Raw genomic sequence first — 20,917 nt, 5'->3', positions numbered from 1 at the left:
GCATGGTCAAGAGGAAGTCAGTCGTCATCGCGGGCGGCGGCATCGGCGGCCTGGCGGCGGCGGTCGCGCTGGCCGGCGCCGGCAACGGCGTCATCGTCGTCGAACGCTCCGGGCGGATGGGCACCCAGGGGTCCGGCCTGATGCTGTACCCCAACGGGGTGAGGGCCGTCGACGCCCTCGGAGCCCGGCTGGGAGCGCGCATCCGGTCGCTCGGCCACGTCACCCGGCCCGACGAGGTCCGGGTGCTGATGGACTCGGCGGGCACGGTCCTCGCACAGGAGCCGATCGGAGCGATGGGCGAGGAGCAGGGCGCCCCCCAGATACCGATGCTGCGCAGCGCCCTGCAAAGGGCCCTGCTCGACGAGGCCCTCGCCGCAGGCGCGGCCGTGATGCCCGGAGTCGCCGTCGAGGACTACACCTCGGCCGACGACTCCGTCTCCGTGCTGCTGTCCGACGGCAAGACGCTCGACTGCGGCGTCCTGGTGGGCGCGGACGGCATACATTCGGCCGTACGGCGCCGCATGCTCGTGGACGGGCCCGCGCAGTACCGCGGCTACTCCTCGGTGCGCGGCCGCACCAAGGGATCCGTACTCGGCCAGCGTTCCTACGTGGTCAACGGCCGCGGCATCCAGCTCTTCGTCGCCCCCGTCGGCGGGGACACCCTGTACTGGACCGCCAAGATCACCTCGCGCGCCGGGGCGTGGCCCGCCAAGAGCCCGGCCCGCGCCCAGGAGGACCTGGCCGCCGCCATGGCCGGATGGCACGCCCCCGTACGCGACCTGATCCGCGACGCGGACCCGCTCGACATCGTGGTGACCGACATCCACGACCGCGACCCGGCACCGCGCTGGGTCGACGGCAGGGTCGCCCTCCTCGGCGACGCGGCGCACCCGATGGTCCCCGCCCTCGGCCAGGGCGCCAACATGGCGCTGGAGGACGCGGTCGTGCTCGCCGACGCCATGGCCGCGCACGAGGACGCGGCGTCCGCGCTCCTCGCCTATGAGCACGAGCGCCGGGACCGGACGGCCGCCGTGGTCCTCAAGTCCCGTCGCCAGGGCGCCCTGGACCAGGGCGCCGGCCAGGCAGCGGAGGAACAGCGCAACGCCCGCGTGAAGGCCGAGGGCCGCAAGGACGCCGACACCGACGACGTACTCGGCTGGCGCCCGCTGGCCCGGTGCCGCGACCGGTCCACCGCGCCGACCGTGGCCGACCTGCCGGAACGGACCCGTGCGGCGGCCGCCGACGCACCGCACATCGTCCTCATCAGCGGATCCCTGCGCAGGGGATCCACCTCGGACCGCGTCGCCGACTGGTGCGCGCAGGGCTGCGGCGGGCAGGGAGCGACCACCCGCGTCTTCTACGGCGGCGACATCGACTTCCCCGCCTACCGGCCCGGCCTGGGCGCGACCCGGCCCGACGTCCAGGAGTTCCTGGACGAACTGCGCCGCGCCGACGGCGTCGTCCTGGTCTCGCCGACCTATCACGGAACCGTCTCCGGCCTCCTGAAGAACGCCGTCGACTACATCAACGACCTGGACGGGCCCACGCCCTACCTCGAAGGCCGTGCCGTCGGCTGCGTGGCCGTCGGCGCCGGAGCCCAGGGCGCGGTCTCCACGCTGGCCACGCTGCGCACCATCGGCCACGCGGTGCGCGGCTGGCCCACGCCGATCGGCGTGGCCGTCTCGCAGGCGCCCACGCCCCTGCCGGCGGGGGAGCAGCCGTCCACCCCGGACGGGGAGCGCCTCCTCCAGATGGTCTCCCAGGTCATGTGGATGGGCCGGGTACGCGTGGCCCAGAGGCCCGCGCTGCTCGGCGCCGCAGCCTGACCACTCACCCACCACACCCACAAGGAGCAGCATCCATGTCCGCAGCATCCATGTCCGCAGTACCTGCGACCGAGTCCGCAGCACCCGCGACGGAGGCGGCCTACCACGCGGTCCCGAGCCTGCTCGGACCCGTCTGGCGCGACGCGAACGTCCGGACCGGCCCGTCCCTGGAGAGCCCGGTCGTCGAGCTCCTGCTGCCCGACGCCGCCGTCAGCCACCGGGCGGAGGGCTGGCAGCTCGGCGACGAGGTGGTCGAGGGCGAGCACCGGGACGGCGTGATCGTCAGCTCCGTCTGGTTCAAGATCGACGGCGGCTGGTCGAGCGCCGTCAACTTCGAGCCGGAAACGGTCTCGACGGTCCTGGAAGAGCAAGATCCCACTCGATAGAAGGGGGTACGGACCGTGTCCGCACTCAGCAGGGAGCTCAGCGACCGCATCGCCACCGAGACCGGCACCGAAGCCCCGTCCACCGACGAGGCCGCCGAGTTCGAGGAGTGGCTCGAGGTCGTCAGGGTGTCTCACGAGGAGCTCTACGCCTGCGTAGCCGGTGAGATCGAATCGCACATCATGACGAAGGGCTTCTGACCGCCGGTGCGCCCGGGACCCGTCCCGGGCGCACCCGCACCGGCACCCGCATCCGGACAACGGCCGAAGGGGCCGCCGCCATGACCACCGCGTTCCCCTACCTGGGCACGGACCCCGACGCCATCGAGTCCCTCGCGCACACCCGCATCTCGTGCTGGGTGCACTGCCTGCGCGACGCCCTGTACGCCACCGGACTGCGCGAGACCGCGTCCGCCCTGGCGCAGCCGCTGGACTTCGTCGTCGAACGCACCGCGGACGGCGAACTGCTCACCCTGTACGGGGGCCAGGACGCCGACTACCACCACCCGCGCTTCCAGCGCGGCCTCGGTGCCCGCTGGGAGACCTCCCCGCAGGACGGGGAACGGGCGCTCGACCTGGTCCGGCGGGAGCTCGCCCGCGGCCACGCCGTGCCGGTCTCCCCCGATCTGCGCGGCATGCGGCACTCGGAGTTCTACCGCGTCCCCTACGTCGGCTACCCGCACACCTTCCTGGTGCACCGGGTCGGCCCGAGCACCTCCCTGGCCGCGGACCGCAACACCCGTGCGAGCAGCGGCTTCACCGACAACCGGGGAACCGTCCCCACCGACGAACTGCGCCGGGCCATGGCCGGAGCACCCGTCCTGGTCTGGGACACGGGGCCGCCCACGGCCGACTGGCCCGACGAGCTGAACGGGCTTCTGGAGCGCTCCGTACGCCGGATGACCGAGCCGGGCCGGGCCGAGGCAGGTCTCGCCGGACTGCTGGCCCTGCCCGGCGTACTGGAGGAACTGGAGCCGCACGCCGGCCGCGCGCGGCTGCTCCAGATGCGCGTCGCCGGGCCGCTGCAGCGCCAGGTCGCCGGTGACCGCCTGCTCCTCGCCCGGGTCCTCGCCACGGACCCGTGGCTGGGGGAACGCGACCCGCGTACGGCGGCGCTGGCCGCCGAGTGCGCCGAGCTGACCCGGGCCTCCTCCGACGCACTCGTGGACCTGGCCCGCGCCGTCTTCCTGCTCAGCCGCTCCTGGTCCGCCGACACCCTGCGGCTGTGCGCGCGGCGCGCCGGCCGGGTCCACGAACTCGACGCCCGGTCCGTGGACCGGATGAGCGCGCTCGGCGCGGCCCTCAGCGGTCGACGGCGGAGACCACGAGAACCGCGTTGTTCCCGCTGAACCCGAAGCTGTTGACGAGCGCGTGTTCCGCCCGCGCCGCGGGCACGGCGGTGGTGACCGGTCTGACCCCGTCCGGGACCTCCATCGGGCTGCGCAGACCCGGGGTTCCGGGCACCCAGGCATCCCGCAGGAACCCCGACGCGGCGACCACCCCGGGAAACGCCGAGGCGTGCAGCAGATGTCCGACGGCCCCCTTGTGGGAGCTCACCGGCACCGGGCCCCAGCCCAGTGCCCGGGACACCTCCCCTACGGCGGCCACCTCCGCGGCGTCCCCCTGGGCGGTCCCCGTGGCATGCGCGTGGACGTAGTCGACACGGCCCACGCCCGCGTCCTCCAGCGCGGCCAGCATGCAGTCCCGGATCGCCGCGGGCTCCGAGGCCACCGCGCGGGTGGAGTCGACCAGGCAGGCGGCGCCGCTCAGCAGGGCCTGCGGCCGGTGGCCCCGGTCGACCGCGGCGGCCCGGGTCTCCAGAAGGAACGCTCCGCCGCCCTCGCCGACGGTCAGTCCGTCCCTCGCGGAGTCGAACGGCCGCGCACCGGCCGGGCTCAGCGTCCTGACCACGTCCATGCTCTCGTACTCGTACGGGTTGAGCGCGCTGGCGCCCACGACCAGCGCGGTCGTACCCAGACCGGACAGCAGCCACTCCCGCGCGAAGGCGGCGCCGAAGGCGGCGGACGCGCACGCGTGCGACAGATGGACCACCGCGGTGGCGCCCGGCGCGGCTCCGCACGCCGCGAGCAGCACGTCCGGGTCGGGACCGGTGAAGTCCCCGCCCCGGCCGGCGAAGTCTCCGACCGCGGCGGCGAAGTCCCCTCCGGGACCGGTGGCGTTCCGGCCGTGGCCCGGTGCCTCCGCGGAGAGCTCCAGGGCCTGGGACACGATCACCACCAAGGAGCCGTCCGGGAGCCGCCGCAGACCCGCCGCGCGCAGCGCCTGCCGGGCCGCGGTCAGCGCGAGGCGCTCCTTGCGGCGCCCGGGAGCCGCCGGGCAGTCGGCGGACCGCACCGCCGCCACCGTCCGGCTGCGGAAGTCGCCCTCGAAGGCCGTCAGCGGCCCGAACGGCCGCGCGCCGCGCCGCAGTCCGTCCCAGAACGCCCGCGGCCCGCAGCCCAGCGCCGTCACCAGACCCGTCCCGGCCAGCGCCAGCGCGGTCACGCCGCGGCCTCCCCCGCCGCCCACGCCCGCAGCCGCACCCGGTCGTGCTTGCCGCTTCCGGTGCGGGGCAGCGCCGTCATGACGCGTACCGCACGCGGCCGGATCTGCGGGGGCAGACTGCGCCGGCAGACCTCGGTGACCCGCCCCGCCACCGCCCCGCGGTCCCCGTCCGCGCTCTCGACGAACGCCCACACCACATCGCCCCGGTCCCCGCCGCGGACCCCGACCACCGCGGCGTCGAGGACCCCGGCCGCACTGCGCACCGCGTCCTCGACCACCGTGGGCGCCACCGTCTCGCCGTGGACGACCAGCACCTCCTTGATCCGCCCGCTGACGGTCAGCCATCCGCCGTCCGCCAGGCACCCCGTGTCCCCGGTGCGCAGCCAGCCGTCCCCGGTGAAGGCATCCCGTGAGAGCTCGCCCGACTCCACGCGGAGATAGCCGAGCATCAGGCTCGGACTGCTCACCTGGATCTCCCCCGCGGGTCCCGCGATCCGGACCCGGACACCGTCGACGAGCCGCCCCACCGATCCCCGGCGCACGTCCCCCGGGGCGTTCAGGGCGACATTGGGGCCCGCCTCGCTCAGCCCGTACCCGTCGTGCAACGCGCCCCCGGTGACGCGCAGGAAATCGTCGTAGAGCGCCGGAGTCAGTACGTCCCCGCCGCACCCGCGGATCCGCAGGGACCCCAGCCGCCGTGCCACGTCCCGGTCCTTGACCGCCTCGGCGGCCAGCATCCGGTACATCGAGGGGACCCCGTCCAGGGAGGTGACCGCCTCCTCGCCGAGCAGCGACAGGACCCGCCGCAGATGGAAGCCGCTCTCGGCGAACAGGTGGGCCCCGGTGGCACGCCAGACCTGGAGCACGCTGAACCCGTACGCGTGCCGCAGCGGGAGCGGCAGCACCAGTCCGTCGCGCGAGGTGATGCCCATCCGCCGCCCCGTCGCGCCGCCCTGGTGGACGAGGGCGGCGCGGGAGACGGCCACGGCCTTGGGATCCCCGGAGCTGCCGGAGGTCCAGAACACCGCGGCGGTCCGCTCGGGCAGGGCCGTCGCCGCCCACAGCGGGGCCGGCCCCACGAGGGGCTCCCCGCCGGCCCCGCAGGTGATCACGGCGGCGGGCGCGATCCTGCGCACGGGCGCCGCGCCGTCCAGCAGCAGCGGGGCCCCCACGCGCTCGGCGGCCACCGCGGCGGCCACGGCCGTCAGCGGGTGGTCGCAGGCCAGCGAGACCCCCCGGCCCGGCCCGGCACCGGCCGCCACCAGGGCCGCCGCCGTACGGGAGACCAGGCGGGCCAGGTGGGCGGGCGCGACGGCCTCGCCGTCCACGGTCAGCGGCGGCAGGGCGCCCTCCGCCGGCCACGCGGCCCCGCTCACGCGGATTCCCCGGGCTCGTCGGCGAACAGGCCCCGCACGCCCACGGGGACGTCCGCGTCGCGGACCGGGACGGTGATCACGGCCAGGCGCCCGGCCCGGGTCACGTCCCGGGCCTCCTTCAGCGCCGCGGCGAGCTCCGACCCGGTGGTGCACCGGGCGGTCCAGCCGCCGGCGGCCGCCACCGCCGCCGGTACGTGCCCGGGGGCCGTGAACCGGGTCAGGCCGTCGGGCGCGTCCTCCGCGGCCCGCATGAAACGGGGCCAGCCGTAGCCGCCGTTGTCCAGGACGAGCACGGTGATCCCCAGCCCCTGCTCCACGGCCGTGGGCACCGCGGCCAGGCTCATCTCCAGCGCCCCGTCCCCGCACACGAGGACGGTGTCCCGGTCCGGGGCGGCCAGCGCCGCACCCACCGCGGCGGGCAGCCCGAACCCCACCATCGTCTGCTCGCCCGGGGTGACGACATGGGCCCGGTCGCTGACGGACACCACCGGGAAGTGGTAACCCCACATGTCGTGCAGACCGTTCTCCTGCACCAGGGTCGCGTCCCGGGAGAACGCGTGCTGCACGGCGCGCAGCGCCGCCGGCACGGTCAGCTCCTCCGCGTCCCCGTACGCGTCCGCCCCGGCGGAGTAGCGGGCGTGCAGCTCCTCCCGTACCGCCCGCACCCGGGCCGCCCCGGCCCGGGCCCGCCCGGCGCGGGCCGCGTGCCCTTCCTCCAGTACGGCCGACAGCTGCTCCAGGACGACACGGGCGTCGCCGAGCAGGGCCGCCTCCGGCTCCACGGCGGTGAGGAAGACCGCCGGATCGATGTCGACGTGGACGAGCTTCGCGGAGTCCAGGGAGTCCCAGCCCATCCGGGCCGTCTCCTCCAGCCGCGAGCCGACCGCGAGGACCACATCGGCGCCGGCGAGCAGGGCGTCTGCCGGGGGAGTGGTGTACAGCCCCACCAGACCGCAGGCCAGGGGGTGTTCCTCGTCCACGGTCCCGCGGCCCGCCGCCGTGGTGAAGACGGGCGCGCCCAGCAGTTCCGCGAGCCTGCGCACGGCCGGACCGGCGCCCGACGGCTTGCAGCCGCCGCCCGCCACCACGACGGGCAGCTCGGCGGCGGCCAGCAGCCCGGCCGCGCGGCGCACCTCGTCGGGGTCGGCGCCCGCACGGATCCGGTGCACGGCCCTGCCCCGGTCCGCCCCCGCGGCCGCCGGCGCCGCGCGCACCACTTCGTCGGAGATCTCCACGAGCACCACGCCGGGGCCGCCGTTGACGGCCAGGTGCACCGCCCGCCGCAGCGCCCAGACCAGCTGTTCCTCCCGCTCCACCAGGAAGCTCCACTTGACCAGCGGACCGGCCATGGCCGCCTGGTCGGTGTACTGGAAGCCGCCGCGCCCGATCCCGCTGACCGGCACCCGGGTGGTGACGACGAGCACCGGTGCCCCCAGGGAGGAGGCCTCCAGCAGCCCGGTGAGGGAATTGGCGAAGCTGGGGCCCGAGTTGACGGCCAGGACGGCGGGCCGCCCCGAGACGGCCGCGTGCCCGATCGCCGCGCAGGCCGCGACCCGCTGGTCGCGTACGGGGACGACCCGGAGGCCCGGCTGGGACCCGGCCGCGTCCATCAGGCCGGGCTCGTCCGAAGGAAGTCCGAAGACGGCGTCGCAACCGGCGTCCACGAGGGTTCGGGCGACGACGTGCCAGGTGTGGTGGTCAGTGGTCACAATGCTCCTCGGCGGGTCGGGACGGATCAGGTGGTGCGGGCGATCTGGCGCAGGTACGCCCGGGCGACCGCGCTGCGCTCCCACAGCGCCGCGCCGATGCCGGGCGGCACCGGCGCGGACACCGGCACCGGCGCGGGCCCCCGTACGGGCGGGGGGACCGGCGGGCCGGCCGGTGAAACCCGTGTGGCCACGGCCCAGAACGCCCCGGTGTCCGGGCGCCGCAGCACCTCGCAGACGTAGACGGACGGGGCGCGGCCGGAGCTCGCCATCACCCGTGCCAGCCGCACGGCGGCCGGTCCGTCGGCGGGGCGGGAGCCGAGCACGTACCCGGGCCCCTGCCAGCCCGTGGTCGCGATGAAGCGCTGGAGCAGCCCGGAGGGTTCGAGGGCCACGGAGTCGCAGGGGCGCAGCCGTCTGCCCGGGTCGTCGCGCCGCGCGACGAACTCGTCGGCGGCGTACCCGGTGTAGTCGGTCGCCGCGAGGATCACCGGCGCGACCCGGCCACCGCCCGCGGCGCCCGCCGCCGACGGTTCGTACAGCTCGGACAGCGCCGCGCACACCGCGTCCGCGGCGTAGGGATCCGCGAGCAGGCGGCGCGCCCCGACCGCGGGCACCGGCGGATCGCCCTGCTCGCGTCCGCGGACGACGGGGGGACTCAGCACGGACGTCAAGGGCGGGCTCTGCGTCCGGCCTCGGCGGACAGCAGCAGCGGGCGTCCGCTGACGCCCCCCGACCGGCGGACGCTGCTGGCCCGCGGACCGTAGCCGCCGAACGGGCGGTTGCCGTCCTCCACGTCGAAGGTGATGCGTTCCTGGCACACCACGCTCGTCGAGATGCGGGTCTGTGCCAGCCCCGGCTCGCCGAACACCGACACGTACATGCCGCGGGCCGTCTCCTCGGGGGAGTGCAGCCACTGCCGGATCTGCCCCGCGTGCTCGTACTCCATGGTCAGGACGACGGGGGAGAAGAACTCCGGCGGGTGGAAGGCGTCTTGCCACGGCATGTGCAGCAGCGACGGCTGGACGACGCCGCGCACGGGGTCCACGTGCCCGCCCCGTACGACGGACTGACGGTGCACGGAGAGGAACGCGGCCGCCCCCTCCACCGCGTCGGGATAGACCAGCGGAGCCACCTTCGTGGAGGGGGAGCGGCGGTCGCCCACGCGCACCGCCGCGAGGGAGTCGGCCAGTCGGGTCACGACCTCACGGGCCACCGACCGGTGTACGAAGACGATGTCGGTGCACAGACAGTCCTGACCCGAGTTGTAGAGGCGTGCTTCCAGCACGCTGCCGCAGGCCGCGTCCAGATCCGCCTCCGGGCCGATCACGAAGGGGTTGGGCCCCGACCCGAAGGCCAGGAACAGTGCGTCGTCCGGCAGCCCCGCAGCGACGCTCCCGGCGTTCTCGGGCTGCCCGGTGAACACCACGGCGTCCGAGGAGGCGCAGTCGGCGAGGAACGCGCGCTGCGACACGGGCGCCATTTCCACCCGGCCGCCTCGCGCCCGCACGGCCGGACCGATGATCTCGTGGACGGCCATCGCGGACCGCGCGACGCGCGCCGAGGGCCGGATCCGTATCTCGTCGGTGTAGAGGGACGGAATGACGCCGAAGAGGATGTACGAGTAGAGCAGGTTGTTCGACGGAAGGAACGTCGCGAGCCGCCGCAGCCGTTGCGGGGAATTGCGCAGGATTTCCCAGGGAGCGCCGGAGAGGACGCGCAGGGAGCGGAAGAATTCGTCCTCCGCCGCCTGCCGGGTGGCGACCCCGGTGAGGACGGACATCAATTCCTCCCGCCGGTCCAGGAGCGCGCCGGCCAGTGCCGGAATGACCTCGTCCAGCCCCTCCGTCGTGGCGCTGACCTGCTCTGCATCGATGACGCCGCTCCGCATCGCACACCCCCCTCAGCCCATGGCCATGACTTCCAGGCTCCCGAGGAGGGTCACCCCGGGAAGCGGGAATCCGCATCTCGCGACGTGCTCTCTTTTCGGGAATCCCGGCGGGCCGGACAGAGCAAGAAAACAAAACGTTCACCCCGGAAAACCGGGTGAACAGGGGCTCGGTCGGACCCGTGGTGGACAGCATTTTCGGAGAACGCCGCGGCTCTGGAGGGCCAGTAGCATCCGGGACGACCGAAGGCCGATCCGATCGAAAGGAGTCGCACGCAGTGTTTCCCGTGGAATACCGCCCCGCCGCTTTCCTTTCGGCGGCCGGCCCGGCACCGGAGGATTCGTCGCCCGGTGGGCCACTCGTGAACCACGGTGGCCCGGCGCCCGTCGACGAGCTCCCCCGGCACGGCCTCTGCCCGCGTGAGAGCAGCCGGGGCCGCCGACCCGTCCCTCAGAAAGGGGACCGCAACCCAATGACTCTGCCCCAACACCTCGCCGTGAAGAGTGCGGCCGAGGTCCCGCTGGACAACCTCGTCGACTTCGTCAGGTCCTACGAGGAGAGCATCACCGGCATCGCCTCGTCCACCCGGGAGGACCTCCTCCTGGAGACCAGCCACCCGGGCTACGACCCGCTCCGCAACAGCTGGTGCCTGACCCGCCCGCAGGGCGACGTCATGGCATGGGGCGGGCTGACCGTACGCGGCGGCGCCTCGCTGGACGGCGCGCTCACCGTACTGCCCGGCCACGACGGTGACACCGCCGCGCGCGAGCTGCTGGAGCGTCTGCTGCAGCGCACGGACGAGCTGGCAAGGGAGAACGGCTCGGAACCGGAGATCACCATCGGCGGTGTGCTGACGGGGGATCCGGTCGTTCCGCGGGTCCTGGAGGCCGCGGGATTCCGCCGTCAGGTCAGTTTCACGCAGGCCGAGATCGACCTGACCGAGCCGCCCGTCGCCGCGGTCCTGCCCGAAGGGGCCCGCGTACGGCCGATCACCACGCCGGACGACGTGCGCGCCGCGCACCGGCTCCACGTCCAGACCCGTACCAAGGGGACCAGGACGCTCGACTACGAGACCTTCCGCACCCGGCTCGAGCAGTTCGGCGTCGCGACCGAGCAGGGCGTCGGAATCGCCCTGCTCATCGAGATCGCCGACCAGCCCGTCGGACACGTCCTCGCGTACGCCGGGGAGGGCCACGGACGGATCGTCGACGTTGGAGTGTCGCCGGCCTCCCGCGGTCTGGGCATCGGCCTCGCCCTCATCACGACAGCCCTGGCGGGCCTCAGGGAACTCGGCTGCCACCGGGCCCTGCTGGCTCTGGACTCCTCCCGGATACAGAACCTCAACGGTCTGTACACGCTGCTATCGGTGACGGGTTCCCGCGCCGTCACGCACTACGTCAAACGCCCGTCCTGACACCGCCCGTGCTGGTTCAGGAAGACACCGTAAGCATGGTCTACCCGGCGGGAGCAGTCCAGCCGGAGTTCCGAAAGTATCCGTATCCCACCGGGATCAGCCGACACTCAGCCAAGTCTGGTGGAGGTCCTCAAAGAACAGGTTCGGAGAACACCCCATGAGCGTCCGTTTGTTCACCTCGGAGTCCGTGACCGAGGGTCACCCCGACAAGATCGCCGATCAGATCAGCGACACCATTCTCGACGCGCTGCTCCGTGAGGACCCGACCTCGCGGGTGGCCGTGGAGACCCTGATCACCACGGGTCTCGTCCACGTCGCGGGGGAGGTGACGACGAAGGCGTACGCGCCGATCGCGCAGCTCGTGCGCGAGAAGATCCTGGAGATCGGTTACGACTCCTCGAAGAAGGGCTTCGACGGCGCTTCCTGTGGTGTGTCGGTGTCCATCGGCGCGCAGTCTCCGGACATCGCGCAGGGCGTCGACACCGCGTACGAGCAGCGGGTCGAGGGTGCTGTCGAGGGCGAGGAGGGCGATGAGCTCGACAAGCAGGGCGCGGGCGACCAGGGCCTGATGTTCGGCTACGCCTGTGACGAGACGCCCGAGCTGATGCCGCTGCCGATCCACATCGCGCACCGACTCTCCAGGCGGCTGACGGAGGTCCGCAAGAACGGGACCGTCCCCTACCTGCGTCCCGACGGCAAGACCCAGGTCACCATCGAGTACGACGGCGACAATCCGGTCCGTCTCGACACGGTCGTCGTGTCCTCGCAGCACGCCGCGGACATCGACCTGGACTCACTGCTGACCCCGGACATCCGCGAGTTCGTCGTGGAGCACGTCCTGAACCAGCTCGCCGTGGACGGCATCAAGCTGGAGACCGAGGGTTACCGCCTGCTGGTCAACCCGACCGGCCGTTTCGAGATCGGCGGCCCGATGGGCGACGCGGGCCTGACCGGCCGCAAGATCATCATCGATACGTACGGCGGCATGGCCCGCCACGGCGGCGGCGCCTTCTCGGGCAAGGACCCGTCCAAGGTCGACCGCTCCGCCGCCTACGCCATGCGCTGGGTCGCCAAGAACGTGGTCGCCGCCGGCCTCGCCTCGCGCTGCGAGGTCCAGGTCGCGTACGCCATCGGCAAGGCCGAACCCGTCGGCCTGTTCGTGGAGACCTTCGGCACGCACAAGGTCGACGTCCAGAAGATCCAGGACGCCATCGGCCAGGTCTTCGACCTCCGCCCGGCCGCGATCATCCGCGACCTCGACCTGCTCCGCCCCATCTACGCCCAGACCGCCGCCTACGGCCACTTCGGCCGCGAACTCCCCGACTTCACCTGGGAACGCACCGACCGCGTGGACGCCCTGCGCACCGCCGCCGGTCTCTGATCCCCACTCCTTCCCCGAACCGAGGAACACTCATGACGCACTCCGCCACCCCGTCCGCCGGCACCCTCCTCCTGGAGCGGCCGGCCACCGAACAGGCCCGCCGCCAGGTCGAGGACCTCCTCACCGACCTGCGCCTCGGCGACTGGACGCCGACCCCGCTGGAACGGCGCGTCGCCGACATCCTGCACCTCTCGGCCGCCACCGGAGCCCTGAGCTCCCGGCACGTCCGTGACGCCCTCTGGGAGGGCGCCCTGACGATGACGCAGGAGAACGGGGCCCGCTTCGCCACCGCCCTGGCCCTCCTCGTCCCGGTGCTCGAAGAGCCCGCGCCGAGCGCCCCCGACGTGGCGTACGCGGCCGTGGAGCTGCTCGCCGCGATCGTCGATCACCGCTGAAACGGCAGACGGCCCGGGAGGAGCGCCGAGACGCTCCTCCCGGGCCGACGGCGCCCGTATGCCTCAGGCAGCCCAGGGAGCCAGCGGGTACCAGATCAGGTCCCGGCGCGCGAGCATCCGCACGTCCCAGTAAAGGATCATGAAAATTCCGGCGGCGATGAACGCGGCGGCCATCACCGCGGACGCCCGGCTGGGCTTCGCCGTCATCCAGCGGTGCAGACGCTCGCCGAGGAAACCGCTGACCAGCAGGAACAGCACCGCCACGATGACGATGTTGCCGAGGGTCTGCAGGCTGAAGACCAAGGCCCCGTAGAGCACGTTGTGGCTCTCGGCCGCGTCCTGGAACAGCTGGCGGAACAGCGAGAACGGGCGGCCGATCAGGAACGCGCCGATCAGCCCGCCCATGACCACCATCGGGGCGTTCGGGAAGCGGACGCTCAGCCGGGCCAGCGGGTCACGGACCATGCCGAGCGCGGCCAGGCCGAGGTACGTCATGACGAGGCCGATCAGCCCGTAGACCACCATCGCCTGCACCAGGCGCGGAGAGAAGCCGGTCCCGCCGCCCGCGACGCTGGTCTGGAACTGCGGCATTCCGGTGCCCACCAGCGCGACGACGACACCGTAGAGCGCGGAGACCGCCACGGCGCCGGCAGCGAGGAAGCCCAGCGGCCGCAGCGCCGCGGCCATCCGGCCTCGCCGGGTCGTGGCCGTGCCGGCCAGCGGCGCGAGCGCGCTGAAGACGGCGACGTTGCAGGCGGTGAAGGTGCCCGCGACTCCGGTGGCGAGCGCGAAGGCGATACCGGCCAGCACCCCGGTGATCGGGGTGCCCTTGGCCGCGTGGCCGAGCAGGGAGTCCGCGACGTTGTCACCGATGGTCTTGTCGACGAACTTGGCCGACCAGACGACGGTCAGCGCGAAGCCGAACAGGGCTGCGGTCAGGAGGACCAGCGCGCGGCGGCGCGGGGCGTGGCCGTTGAAGAAGAAGGAGGGCGTCCGTGACCGTCCGGTCCCTGCGGTGCGGCGCTCACTGGCTTCGGGCGCCGGGGCAGGTCGATGCGCGACCTGAGTCATGGGGGTGGCCTTTCCACTGAGGCGTGACTGTCGGTGAGGGCAGACTAGGACGGCGTGAGCGGCCTCAGGCGGCCCCGATGCCACCCCGTCCCTTTCATCCCCCGCCTCGTCTCCACCCAGCCAGGTCGGACGCCCCGGCGGGGCCGCTCACTGCAACGTTCGTGTCAACGACCGTACGACCAGAGGCGGTTCGGGCATCTTGGAAACCGGAGCGGCGGGATCGGTCTGCCACGCGGCCCCGCTGACATCGGGCAGGGACAAGTCGAAACTGCGCCACGCCCACGCCCAGGCGGCGGCCTCCCGGAACCGTCCGCCGCCCTCGGCGATGCCCTCGCCGACCGAGGCCGCGACGGATTCCTCTCCCGTCACCACGCTCATCGGGCCACCTCCACGACGGGCTGCCGCTCTGCCCTGCGCGAGGCATCACGCGCGTAACGCACCCCGGTCAGCTCCTCGGACATCTCCCACAGCCTGATCTGCGCGATCACATCACGAGAGGCCCGGCTCGATCGCGCCGGCCCCGCCCCGCCATGGCACTCGGAGACGCCGCCCGGGCCGAAGTAGTCGCCGCCCCGTACGAGGGGATCGGTGGCGGCCCGCAGCGTCGGCAGTGCGGCCCCCGCGGCGGGCTGTCCCAGCCACCGCAGGGCGGCCGTGCTCACCGGCCGCAGCCACGCCGGTGCTTCGTCGTGCCACAGCCCGGTCGCCGACAGGCCCGGATGGGCGGCCACCGAGACGGTCTCGGCCCCCGCGTCGGCCAGTCGGCACTGCAGTTCCCGGGCGAACATCAGGTTGGCCAGCTTGGACCGGCCGTACGCCGCGACCGAGCGGTGTCCGCCCGCCGCGTGCACGTCGGCCGGACCCGGCCCGTGCCCGGCCACCCGGTGGGCGAGGCTCGCGACCGTCACCACCCGCGAACCCGGCACGTCCCGCATGAGCCCCAGCAGCAGGCCCGTCAGCGCGAAGTGCCCCAGGTGGTTGACGCCGAAGTGCGGCTCGAAGCCGTCCTCGGTACGCCGGTACGCCGGGAACATCACGCCGGCGTTGTTGACGAGGAGGTCGAGCCGGTCGAGCCGGCGCCGCACCTCCAGCGCTGCTTCCCGGACCGACTCCAGCGAGGCCAGATCGACCCGGACCACCTCCGTACGGCCGCCGATGCGGGCTGCCGCGGCAAGGCCGCGCTCCATGTCGCGGCAGGCCAGGACGACCCGCGCGCCGCGGCCCGCGAGAGCCCGGGCCGTCTCCAGCCCGATGTCGCCCGAAGCCCCGGTGATCAGGGCCGTCCTGTCGCTCTGGTCGGGCATCTCTGCCGTGGACCACACCATTGCGTCCTCCTCCGGACCGGGATTGCGTGTCAGCGGGCCGAGCCGTACCCGTGCGCGACGATGCGGTCGGCGACGGCGGTGTAGTGCGAGCCGTCGGCGGGCAGGTCGGTGGCCAGGCAGTTCACATAGCGGTTGAACATGCAGAACGCGGCCGCGATCAGCACCGTGTCGTGGATCTCGGCATCGCCCGCGCCCTCCTTGCGGGCTGCGGCGACGGCCTCGTCGGAAAGCGGCTGCGCCAGCTCCTGCACCTCCGCCGCGATCCGCAGCAGAGCCCGTAGCAGCGGGCTGATCGGCGCGGACTGCGGGTCGGCGAGCACCTGCGCCACCAGCTGCTGCCCGCCCTCCAGCTGCGCGGCGGCGAACGCGCTGTGCGAGTCGGCGCAGAAACGGGTGCGGTTGAGCTCCGAGACGTATGCGGCGATCAGCTCGCGCTCGCCCCGGCTCAGCGGGGACTCACCGCGCAGCAGCGCATTGGCCACCGCGTTGAGCGGCCCGGCCGTGTCGGGGCGCTGCACCATGAGACCGCTGATGCCGGGCAGGTCGTTGGTGATCTCGATGTGCGGCACTGGAGCATCCATTTCTGAACGGACTGGTCGGTACTTCATCGTGACCAGACCCCGAAGCCATGCCAACTCCTCCTGTGCGGAGGCGAGTTCACCGCACACCGGGCCGGGGCGGCGGGCCGCCGCCCCGCCGCCCCGCGTGTTCAACCGCCGCGTGAACGCGGCGCGGCACGCGCCCTGCTCCGCTACTCCGCCGGAGGCAGGTACCCGTGCGCCGTCAGGAACGCGCCGATCTCGTCGTACACCGCCGGGTCGTCCGGGGTGATCGCGCCCAGCCCGTCCACGTACCGGTTGAACATGCAGAACGCGGCCGCGATCAGCACCGTGTCGTGGATCGCCTCGTCGTCCGCCCCGGCGGCCCGGGCCGCCGCGACGTCCTCCTCGCCCACCTCGCGCGCGTCGCCCCGCACCTTGCCCGCGATCGCCAGCAGGGCCCGCATCCGCTCGCTGACCGGCGCACTCGCCGGGTCCCGCTTGACGGCCTCCACCAGCTCGTAGTCACCGCCCAGCGCGTGCGCGGCAGCCGCAGTGTGCGAACCCGTGCAGTAGCGGGTCTGGTTGCGGAAGGACACGAAGGCGGCGATCAGCTCCCGCTCACCCACGCTCAGCGGGGACTCGCCCCGCAGCAGCTGCTCGGCGAGCTCGCTCAGCCGCCGCCCGGAGGCGGGCTTGCTGGCCATCAGACCGCGGATCCCCGGCACCGGGGCCGGAATCTCGATGTGCGGCACGGTACGTGCTCCTTCTCCGGTTAGTTGTTGAACCAGGGGGTGGTCGTCGAGTCCGTGCTGAACTGGTCGAGGATCAGGTCGGCGACCTTCTGCTGACCGGTCGCGCTGGGGTGCACACGGTCGGACACCAGGTCGGAGCACGCCCACTCCAGGCCGTCACTGCGCCCCGGGGTGCCACCGGCCACACCGTCCGCGCCCAGGCCGTCCGCCCACAGGTACGGACCCCAGGACAGCCACGGCGCTACGCCGCCCTGCCCGTAGGTGAGGTTCGAGGCGCCGTTGATCTGGTTCTGGATCAGCTTCTTGACGGCCCAGCCCTGCTGGTACGCGCCCGCGCTGCGCACCGGGTTGTAGGTGTAGATCCGGCTGGCCACGTAGCCCAGAGCCAGGTTCGGGTAGTTCGACCGCGCGTTGCGAGCGATCGTGCCGAGCGTGTTGGCCAGGGCGTCGGCCCCGGCCGGGAAGGCGCCGATGTTGTCCCCGACGAGCTGCTCCTTCAGCCACACCGCCTGCACCTGCGCGGGGGTCACCCCGGCGGTGGAGAGCCGGGAGGCGAGCACCGACCAGGTGGCGTTCGCCGGGTCCGCCCACGCGTTGGCGTCCTTGCCGCCCTGGGCGCCGTCGACGATGACGAGCTTCGAGTTCAGGTTGGCGTACCCGCCGGCGGTCTGGATGAACTTCTGGAACTCCTGGGTGGTGTTCGACATGCCGATGGAGATCAGCACCACCTTGCCGTTGACCAGGTCGACCTGCCCGGCCGCGTTGCGCGGCAGCACGTGGTTGTTCGCGATGTTCTCGCCCGCGGTGTTGTGCGCGGCCGGCCGGGTGTTGCTGCCGCCCGGGTACAGACCGCCCGTCAGCCCCTGGTAGGTGCCGGTACCCAGGTCGTTCAGCGGCACCAGGCCGCTCTTGGTGTACGTGCAGTCGACCGGGGCCGCGGACGACGCGGTCTGCGGGATCAGGGCGATGGCGACGGCCGTGGCGGCCGAGGTCACGAAGGCGGCGGTACGGGTGATCTTCATGGTTCCTTCCGGATGTCGACAGCGGGGCATGCCGGGACGGTCCCCCTCCTACGAGGCTGTCGACAGGGGCGGGGCAACCGCACCTTCCGCCGTGCTCTTCCGTGGCCGGCCGTCCGCGGCCGGCGCATCGCGCGCCAACCCAACTCCGCACAGCAGGAGTTGGCACGATCGTGCCAGCCGCGCCAACGATGGCACCCACCCCGCGAGCCACCCTCCAGCAAAGGACGCACCCGGTGCCGCACATCACGATCGTCAGCGACCTGCCCGGCATCAGGGGGCTGATGACCGACCGTCCCGAGTCGGCCGCCCCGCTCAACGCCGTCGCCGACACCCTGCTGCGGGGCCCGTCCCCGCTGCCGCCCGGCGAGCGCGAACTGATCGCGACGTACGTCTCGGAGCTCAACCGCACCCGCTTCTGCTCCGACACCCACGGCGCGGCCGCCGCCGCCCAGCTCGAAGGCGGCGCCGACCTCGTCAAGGCAGTCCAGCACGACGTGGACACCGCCCCGCTGTCCCCGCTGGTGCGCGCCCTGCTGCGGGTCGCGGCCGAGGTCCAGGCCCAGGCCGCGCCCGTGTCCGACGAAGCGATCGCCGCCGCCCGCGCGGAAGGCGCCACCGACGGCCACCTCCACGACACCGTGCTCATCGCCGCGGCCTTCTGCATGTACAACCGGTACGTCAGCTGCCTCGCCACCGCCCTGCCGGCCGAGCCCGGCTACTACGAGGAAGCGGGCCGCCGGATCACCACCCACGGCTACGCCCGCGCGGTCTGAGAGGCCTGACGACCATGTCCACCGCGTCCCCCGAGGCCCGCGCCACCAAGCGGACCCACCGCCGCGCCGTCACCGCCACCGTCGTCGGCAACTTCGTCGAGTCCTTCGACTGGCTGGGCTACGGCCTCTTCGCCCCGCTCCTCGCCCCCCACTTCTTCCCCTCCAGCAACCCGGTCACCTCCCTGATCGGCGCGTTCGCCGTCCTCGGAGTGGGCGTCCTCGTCCGTCCGCTCGGCGGCATCCTGCTCGGCCGCCTCGCCGACCGGCGCGGCCGGCGCCCCGCCCTGATGCTCGCCATCGGCCTCATGACCGCGGGCTCGTTCGTCATCGGCATCGCACCGACCTACGGCGTGGTCGGCATCCTCGCCCCCGTCATCCTGCTGCTCGCCCGCGTGGCCCAGGGCATCTCCTCCGGCGGTGAATGGCCCGCGGCGGCCGCCTACCTCATGGAAGTCGCCCCGCCCCAGCGCAAGTCCCTCTACGGCAGCCTCTTCTCCCTGACCACCGCCGCGGGCGCCTTCACCGCGGCGATGCTCGGAGGCCTCCTGACCGGCGTCCTCGGCGCCGACGCCATGGCCGCCTGGGGCTGGCGCGTCCCCTTCCTCGTCGGCGGCGTCTTCGGCATCGTCCTGCTGTTCCTGCGCCGCGGGCTCGCCGAGACCGAGGTCTTCCAGCGGGAGGTCAGCTCCCGGGCCACCCGGGGCTCGCTGCGCCGGGTACTGGTCACCTACCGGCGCCAGGTGCTGATGTCCGTGCTGTTCATCGCGGGCATGGGCACCATCGGCGGCACGTGGACCTCCGTGATCCCGGCCATGGGACAGCGCCTGAGCGGGCCCGGCACCATGTTCGGGGTCGTCGTCTGCGCGACGGCCATCCTGATGGTGATCAACGTGCCCATCGGGCTGCTCGCCGACAAGGTAGGACCCCGCCGCTTCCTGCTCGGCGCGACCCTCCTCTTCGCCGTCACCGGCTCGTACAGCTTCCTCACCATCGACGGCACCTTCGCGCGCCTGCTGTTCGCCTACCTCAGCGGCACCGTCTACCTCGTCTGCGCCACGACCACGCTCCCCGGCATCCTCTCCGAGCTCTTCCCCGCCGAGAACCGCGCTCTGGGCATGGGCCTGCCCAACGCGGTCACCTCGGCGGTCCTCGGCGGCATCGCCCCGGCACTCGCCACCTACCTCGGCGAGCACGGGGCCTCCGGCTGGTTCATCGCCGGCGTCACGGCCATGGTCCTGCTCGCCTGGCCCGCCACCCTCCTCGCCCTGCGCACCCCCAGCCCGTCCGAGCCCGTCCTCGACAAGGCCTCCCTGATCCTCACCAAGTAGCGCAGCGGCCCCGGGGGCCGTCAGAGCGCGAAGCGGCCGCCCGCCCCGGGAACCACCAGGCACTGGGCGACGCCCGCCTTCTCGAACGAGGCGCCGACCGCGTCCTGGCCCTCCGTGAAGTGCTGCCAGCCGTCCTGGTGCACGGCGAGCACCTTGCGGGCGCCCAGCAGCTCGGCCACCTCCACCGCCTGCTCGCCGGTCAGCGAGAGCAGCGCCGGGCCGAACGGGGCGAGCCGCGCCGCACCCACGTGCAGGACCGCCAGATCGACACCGGCCCCGCCGAGGCGCTCCGCGAGGTCCCGTACCGGCTCCAGGGAGACGTTGTCGCCGCTGACGTACACCGTCGGCAGGCCCTCACCGCTCAGCAGGAAGCCGGTGACGTCGCCGAGCACCTGCTCGGTCCCGGCCGGACCGTGCCGCGCCGGGACCGCGGTGACCACGAGCCGGCCGCCGTCCGGGCGCTCCAGTACGTGCTCGGCCCACGGCGCCAGCCCCGTACCGCCCACGCGCTCGGCGGACTGCTCCGTGGTGAGGACCAGCGCGACCTCCGCGAGGAAGGCGCGCCCGGCCCCGTCCAGGTTGTCGGGGTGCTGGTCGTGCGAGAGCAGGACGGCCGCGACCGGACCCACCTGCCCGGGGGTGAGCGCGGGGCCGGCCAGCTTGTGCAGGGCGATCGGGCCCAACGCGTAGGAGGAACCGGCAGGGTCGAACGTCGGGTCCGTCACGAACCGCAGTCCGCCCAGGTCGATGACCACGGTGGGGCCGCCCACGACGGTGACGGCGAGCTGTCCGGCGGTGTTCTCAGACCTCATGGAACTGCTCCTCGGGGTACGGGACTTGGAGTGTGGAAGACCTCTTCCGAATCGAGGTGATCATACGAAGATCCGAGTGTGGCCGCCGTGTGGCCCCGCGGGGCGGACCGGCGTGATCCAGCCGTTCGCCGATGTCTGCGGCGTGCTCGGCGCCGGTGTGGCGGGCAAGCGGAAACGGGTGCTCGACCCAGCTTCCGCCGTGTTGTTCCGTAGAGGTCCCGCGTCCGTCCCCAATTCGTCGATCACGAAAGGACTGAAGCGTCACAGGGGAAGCGCTGAGCCAGAATTTCGAAAGTGCGCAACCGCGAATTCCTGCTCCCCGGTCACCCTGTGACCGTGGATATCAGTCGTTCCGTGAGTTCCCTCGCGGGGAATCGAGACCCCAGGGCTGCGCTCCATTGACCGGCTGCTGGGGTC

The 20,917-nt window shown here is 73.2% G+C and carries 21 protein-coding genes; 9 read left to right on the top strand and 12 right to left on the bottom strand.

Annotated elements, in window-relative coordinates; genetic code table 11:
* The first annotated feature begins 2 nt into the window (after nt 1-2).
* The 4 genes from AC061S_RS12130 to AC061S_RS12115 all read left to right on the top strand — a co-directional run bounded on the left by AC061S_RS12130 (nt 3) and on the right by AC061S_RS12115 (nt 3,558).
* Nucleotides 3-1,826, top strand: coding sequence for an NAD(P)H-dependent oxidoreductase (locus tag AC061S_RS12130; protein ID WP_478685905.1), 1,824 nt, complete (start codon nt 3-5; stop codon nt 1,824-1,826).
* A gap of 35 nt (nt 1,827-1,861) precedes the next feature.
* Nucleotides 1,862-2,212, top strand: a complete 351-nt coding sequence (locus AC061S_RS12125; RefSeq protein ID WP_478685904.1) for a hypothetical protein — start codon at nt 1,862-1,864, stop codon at nt 2,210-2,212.
* Between the two features lie 15 nt (nt 2,213-2,227).
* Nucleotides 2,228-2,410: a hypothetical protein gene (locus tag AC061S_RS12120; protein ID WP_478685903.1), complete on the top strand. Its 183-nt coding sequence runs from the start codon at nt 2,228-2,230 to the stop codon at nt 2,408-2,410.
* Nucleotides 2,411-2,490: 80 nt separating this feature from the next.
* Nucleotides 2,491-3,558: a hypothetical protein gene (locus AC061S_RS12115; protein WP_478685902.1), complete on the top strand. Its 1,068-nt coding sequence runs from the start codon at nt 2,491-2,493 to the stop codon at nt 3,556-3,558.
* Here AC061S_RS12115 and AC061S_RS12110 read toward each other — a convergent pair.
* Genes AC061S_RS12110 through AC061S_RS12090 form a run of 5 tightly spaced genes read right to left on the bottom strand, consistent with a single transcriptional unit; the run spans nt 3,512 to nt 9,687 of the window.
* Entirely contained in the window at nt 3,512-4,714 is a 1,203-nt protein-coding gene (locus tag AC061S_RS12110) for a beta-ketoacyl synthase N-terminal-like domain-containing protein (protein ID WP_478685901.1), read from the bottom strand. The two genes, AC061S_RS12115 and AC061S_RS12110, sit on opposite strands and share 47 nt — an antisense overlap.
* A complete protein-coding gene (locus AC061S_RS12105) occupies nt 4,711-6,090 on the bottom strand; it encodes a class I adenylate-forming enzyme family protein (RefSeq protein WP_478685900.1) in 1,380 nt (459 codons plus the stop codon). Before AC061S_RS12105 ends, AC061S_RS12110 begins: the two co-directional genes overlap by 4 nt.
* Nucleotides 6,087-7,799: a thiamine pyrophosphate-binding protein gene (locus AC061S_RS12100; protein ID WP_478685899.1), complete on the bottom strand. Its 1,713-nt coding sequence runs from the start codon at nt 7,797-7,799 to the stop codon at nt 6,087-6,089. The genes AC061S_RS12105 and AC061S_RS12100 overlap by 4 nt, the downstream gene beginning before the upstream one ends.
* 26 nt (nt 7,800-7,825) lie before the next feature.
* The gene (locus AC061S_RS12095; RefSeq protein ID WP_478685898.1) at nt 7,826-8,461 is read right to left on the bottom strand and encodes a hypothetical protein; all 636 of its coding nucleotides are present in this window, start codon (nt 8,459-8,461) and stop codon (nt 7,826-7,828) included.
* A gap of 5 nt (nt 8,462-8,466) precedes the next feature.
* On the bottom strand, nt 8,467-9,687 hold the full coding sequence (locus AC061S_RS12090) for an aldehyde dehydrogenase family protein (protein ID WP_478685897.1): 1,221 nt from the start codon (nt 9,685-9,687) through the stop codon (nt 8,467-8,469).
* A gap of 470 nt (nt 9,688-10,157) precedes the next feature.
* Between AC061S_RS12090 and AC061S_RS12085 the strand changes: the two genes are divergently transcribed.
* The 3 genes from AC061S_RS12085 to AC061S_RS12075 all read left to right on the top strand — a co-directional run bounded on the left by AC061S_RS12085 (nt 10,158) and on the right by AC061S_RS12075 (nt 12,875).
* Entirely contained in the window at nt 10,158-11,099 is a 942-nt protein-coding gene (locus AC061S_RS12085; protein ID WP_478685896.1) for a GNAT family N-acetyltransferase, read from the top strand.
* Nucleotides 11,100-11,256: 157 nt separating this feature from the next.
* Nucleotides 11,257-12,480, top strand: a complete 1,224-nt coding sequence (gene metK / locus AC061S_RS12080) for a methionine adenosyltransferase (RefSeq protein WP_478685895.1) — start codon at nt 11,257-11,259, stop codon at nt 12,478-12,480.
* Nucleotides 12,481-12,512: 32 nt separating this feature from the next.
* Nucleotides 12,513-12,875 (top strand): hypothetical protein, encoded by a 363-nt coding sequence (locus AC061S_RS12075; protein ID WP_478685894.1) that lies wholly within the window; start codon nt 12,513-12,515, stop codon nt 12,873-12,875.
* 63 nt (nt 12,876-12,938) lie between these two features.
* On the opposite strand, the gene AC061S_RS12070 is transcribed toward AC061S_RS12075, so the two are convergent.
* The 6 genes from AC061S_RS12070 to AC061S_RS12045 all read right to left on the bottom strand — a co-directional run bounded on the left by AC061S_RS12070 (nt 12,939) and on the right by AC061S_RS12045 (nt 17,587).
* Nucleotides 12,939-13,946: a hypothetical protein gene (locus AC061S_RS12070; RefSeq protein WP_478685893.1), complete on the bottom strand. Its 1,008-nt coding sequence runs from the start codon at nt 13,944-13,946 to the stop codon at nt 12,939-12,941.
* 147 nt (nt 13,947-14,093) lie between these two features.
* The gene (locus AC061S_RS12065) at nt 14,094-14,324 is read right to left on the bottom strand and encodes a hypothetical protein (RefSeq protein WP_478685892.1); all 231 of its coding nucleotides are present in this window, start codon (nt 14,322-14,324) and stop codon (nt 14,094-14,096) included.
* The gene (locus AC061S_RS12060) at nt 14,321-15,271 is read right to left on the bottom strand and encodes an oxidoreductase (protein WP_478685891.1); all 951 of its coding nucleotides are present in this window, start codon (nt 15,269-15,271) and stop codon (nt 14,321-14,323) included. The genes AC061S_RS12065 and AC061S_RS12060 overlap by 4 nt, the downstream gene beginning before the upstream one ends.
* A 29-nt stretch (nt 15,272-15,300) precedes the next feature.
* Nucleotides 15,301-15,840 carry a carboxymuconolactone decarboxylase family protein gene (locus tag AC061S_RS12055; RefSeq protein ID WP_478685947.1) on the bottom strand — a complete coding sequence of 180 codons (540 nt, stop codon included), beginning with the start codon at nt 15,838-15,840 and terminating at the stop codon, nt 15,301-15,303.
* 182 nt (nt 15,841-16,022) lie between these two features.
* On the bottom strand, nt 16,023-16,565 hold the full coding sequence (locus AC061S_RS12050; protein WP_478685890.1) for a carboxymuconolactone decarboxylase family protein: 543 nt from the start codon (nt 16,563-16,565) through the stop codon (nt 16,023-16,025).
* A gap of 20 nt (nt 16,566-16,585) precedes the next feature.
* Nucleotides 16,586-17,587: a hypothetical protein gene (locus AC061S_RS12045; protein ID WP_478685889.1), complete on the bottom strand. Its 1,002-nt coding sequence runs from the start codon at nt 17,585-17,587 to the stop codon at nt 16,586-16,588.
* 233 nt (nt 17,588-17,820) lie between these two features.
* Between AC061S_RS12045 and AC061S_RS12040 the strand changes: the two genes are divergently transcribed.
* Together AC061S_RS12040 and AC061S_RS12035 are read left to right on the top strand one after the other, a co-directional pair.
* A complete protein-coding gene (locus AC061S_RS12040; protein WP_478685888.1) occupies nt 17,821-18,360 on the top strand; it encodes a carboxymuconolactone decarboxylase family protein in 540 nt (179 codons plus the stop codon).
* 14 nt (nt 18,361-18,374) lie between these two features.
* Nucleotides 18,375-19,688 carry an MFS transporter gene (locus AC061S_RS12035; protein WP_478685887.1) on the top strand — a complete coding sequence of 438 codons (1,314 nt, stop codon included), beginning with the start codon at nt 18,375-18,377 and terminating at the stop codon, nt 19,686-19,688.
* A 20-nt stretch (nt 19,689-19,708) separates the two neighbouring features.
* On the opposite strand, the gene AC061S_RS12030 is transcribed toward AC061S_RS12035, so the two are convergent.
* A complete protein-coding gene (locus AC061S_RS12030) occupies nt 19,709-20,500 on the bottom strand; it encodes an MBL fold metallo-hydrolase (RefSeq protein ID WP_478685886.1) in 792 nt (263 codons plus the stop codon).
* Nucleotides 20,501-20,917 lie beyond the last annotated feature (417 nt).

It is taken from the genome of Streptomyces sp. CA189, assembly GCF_056428985.1.
Note: the sequence above shows the minus strand (reverse complement) of the source record. Positions and strands in the feature narration are given on the sequence as shown.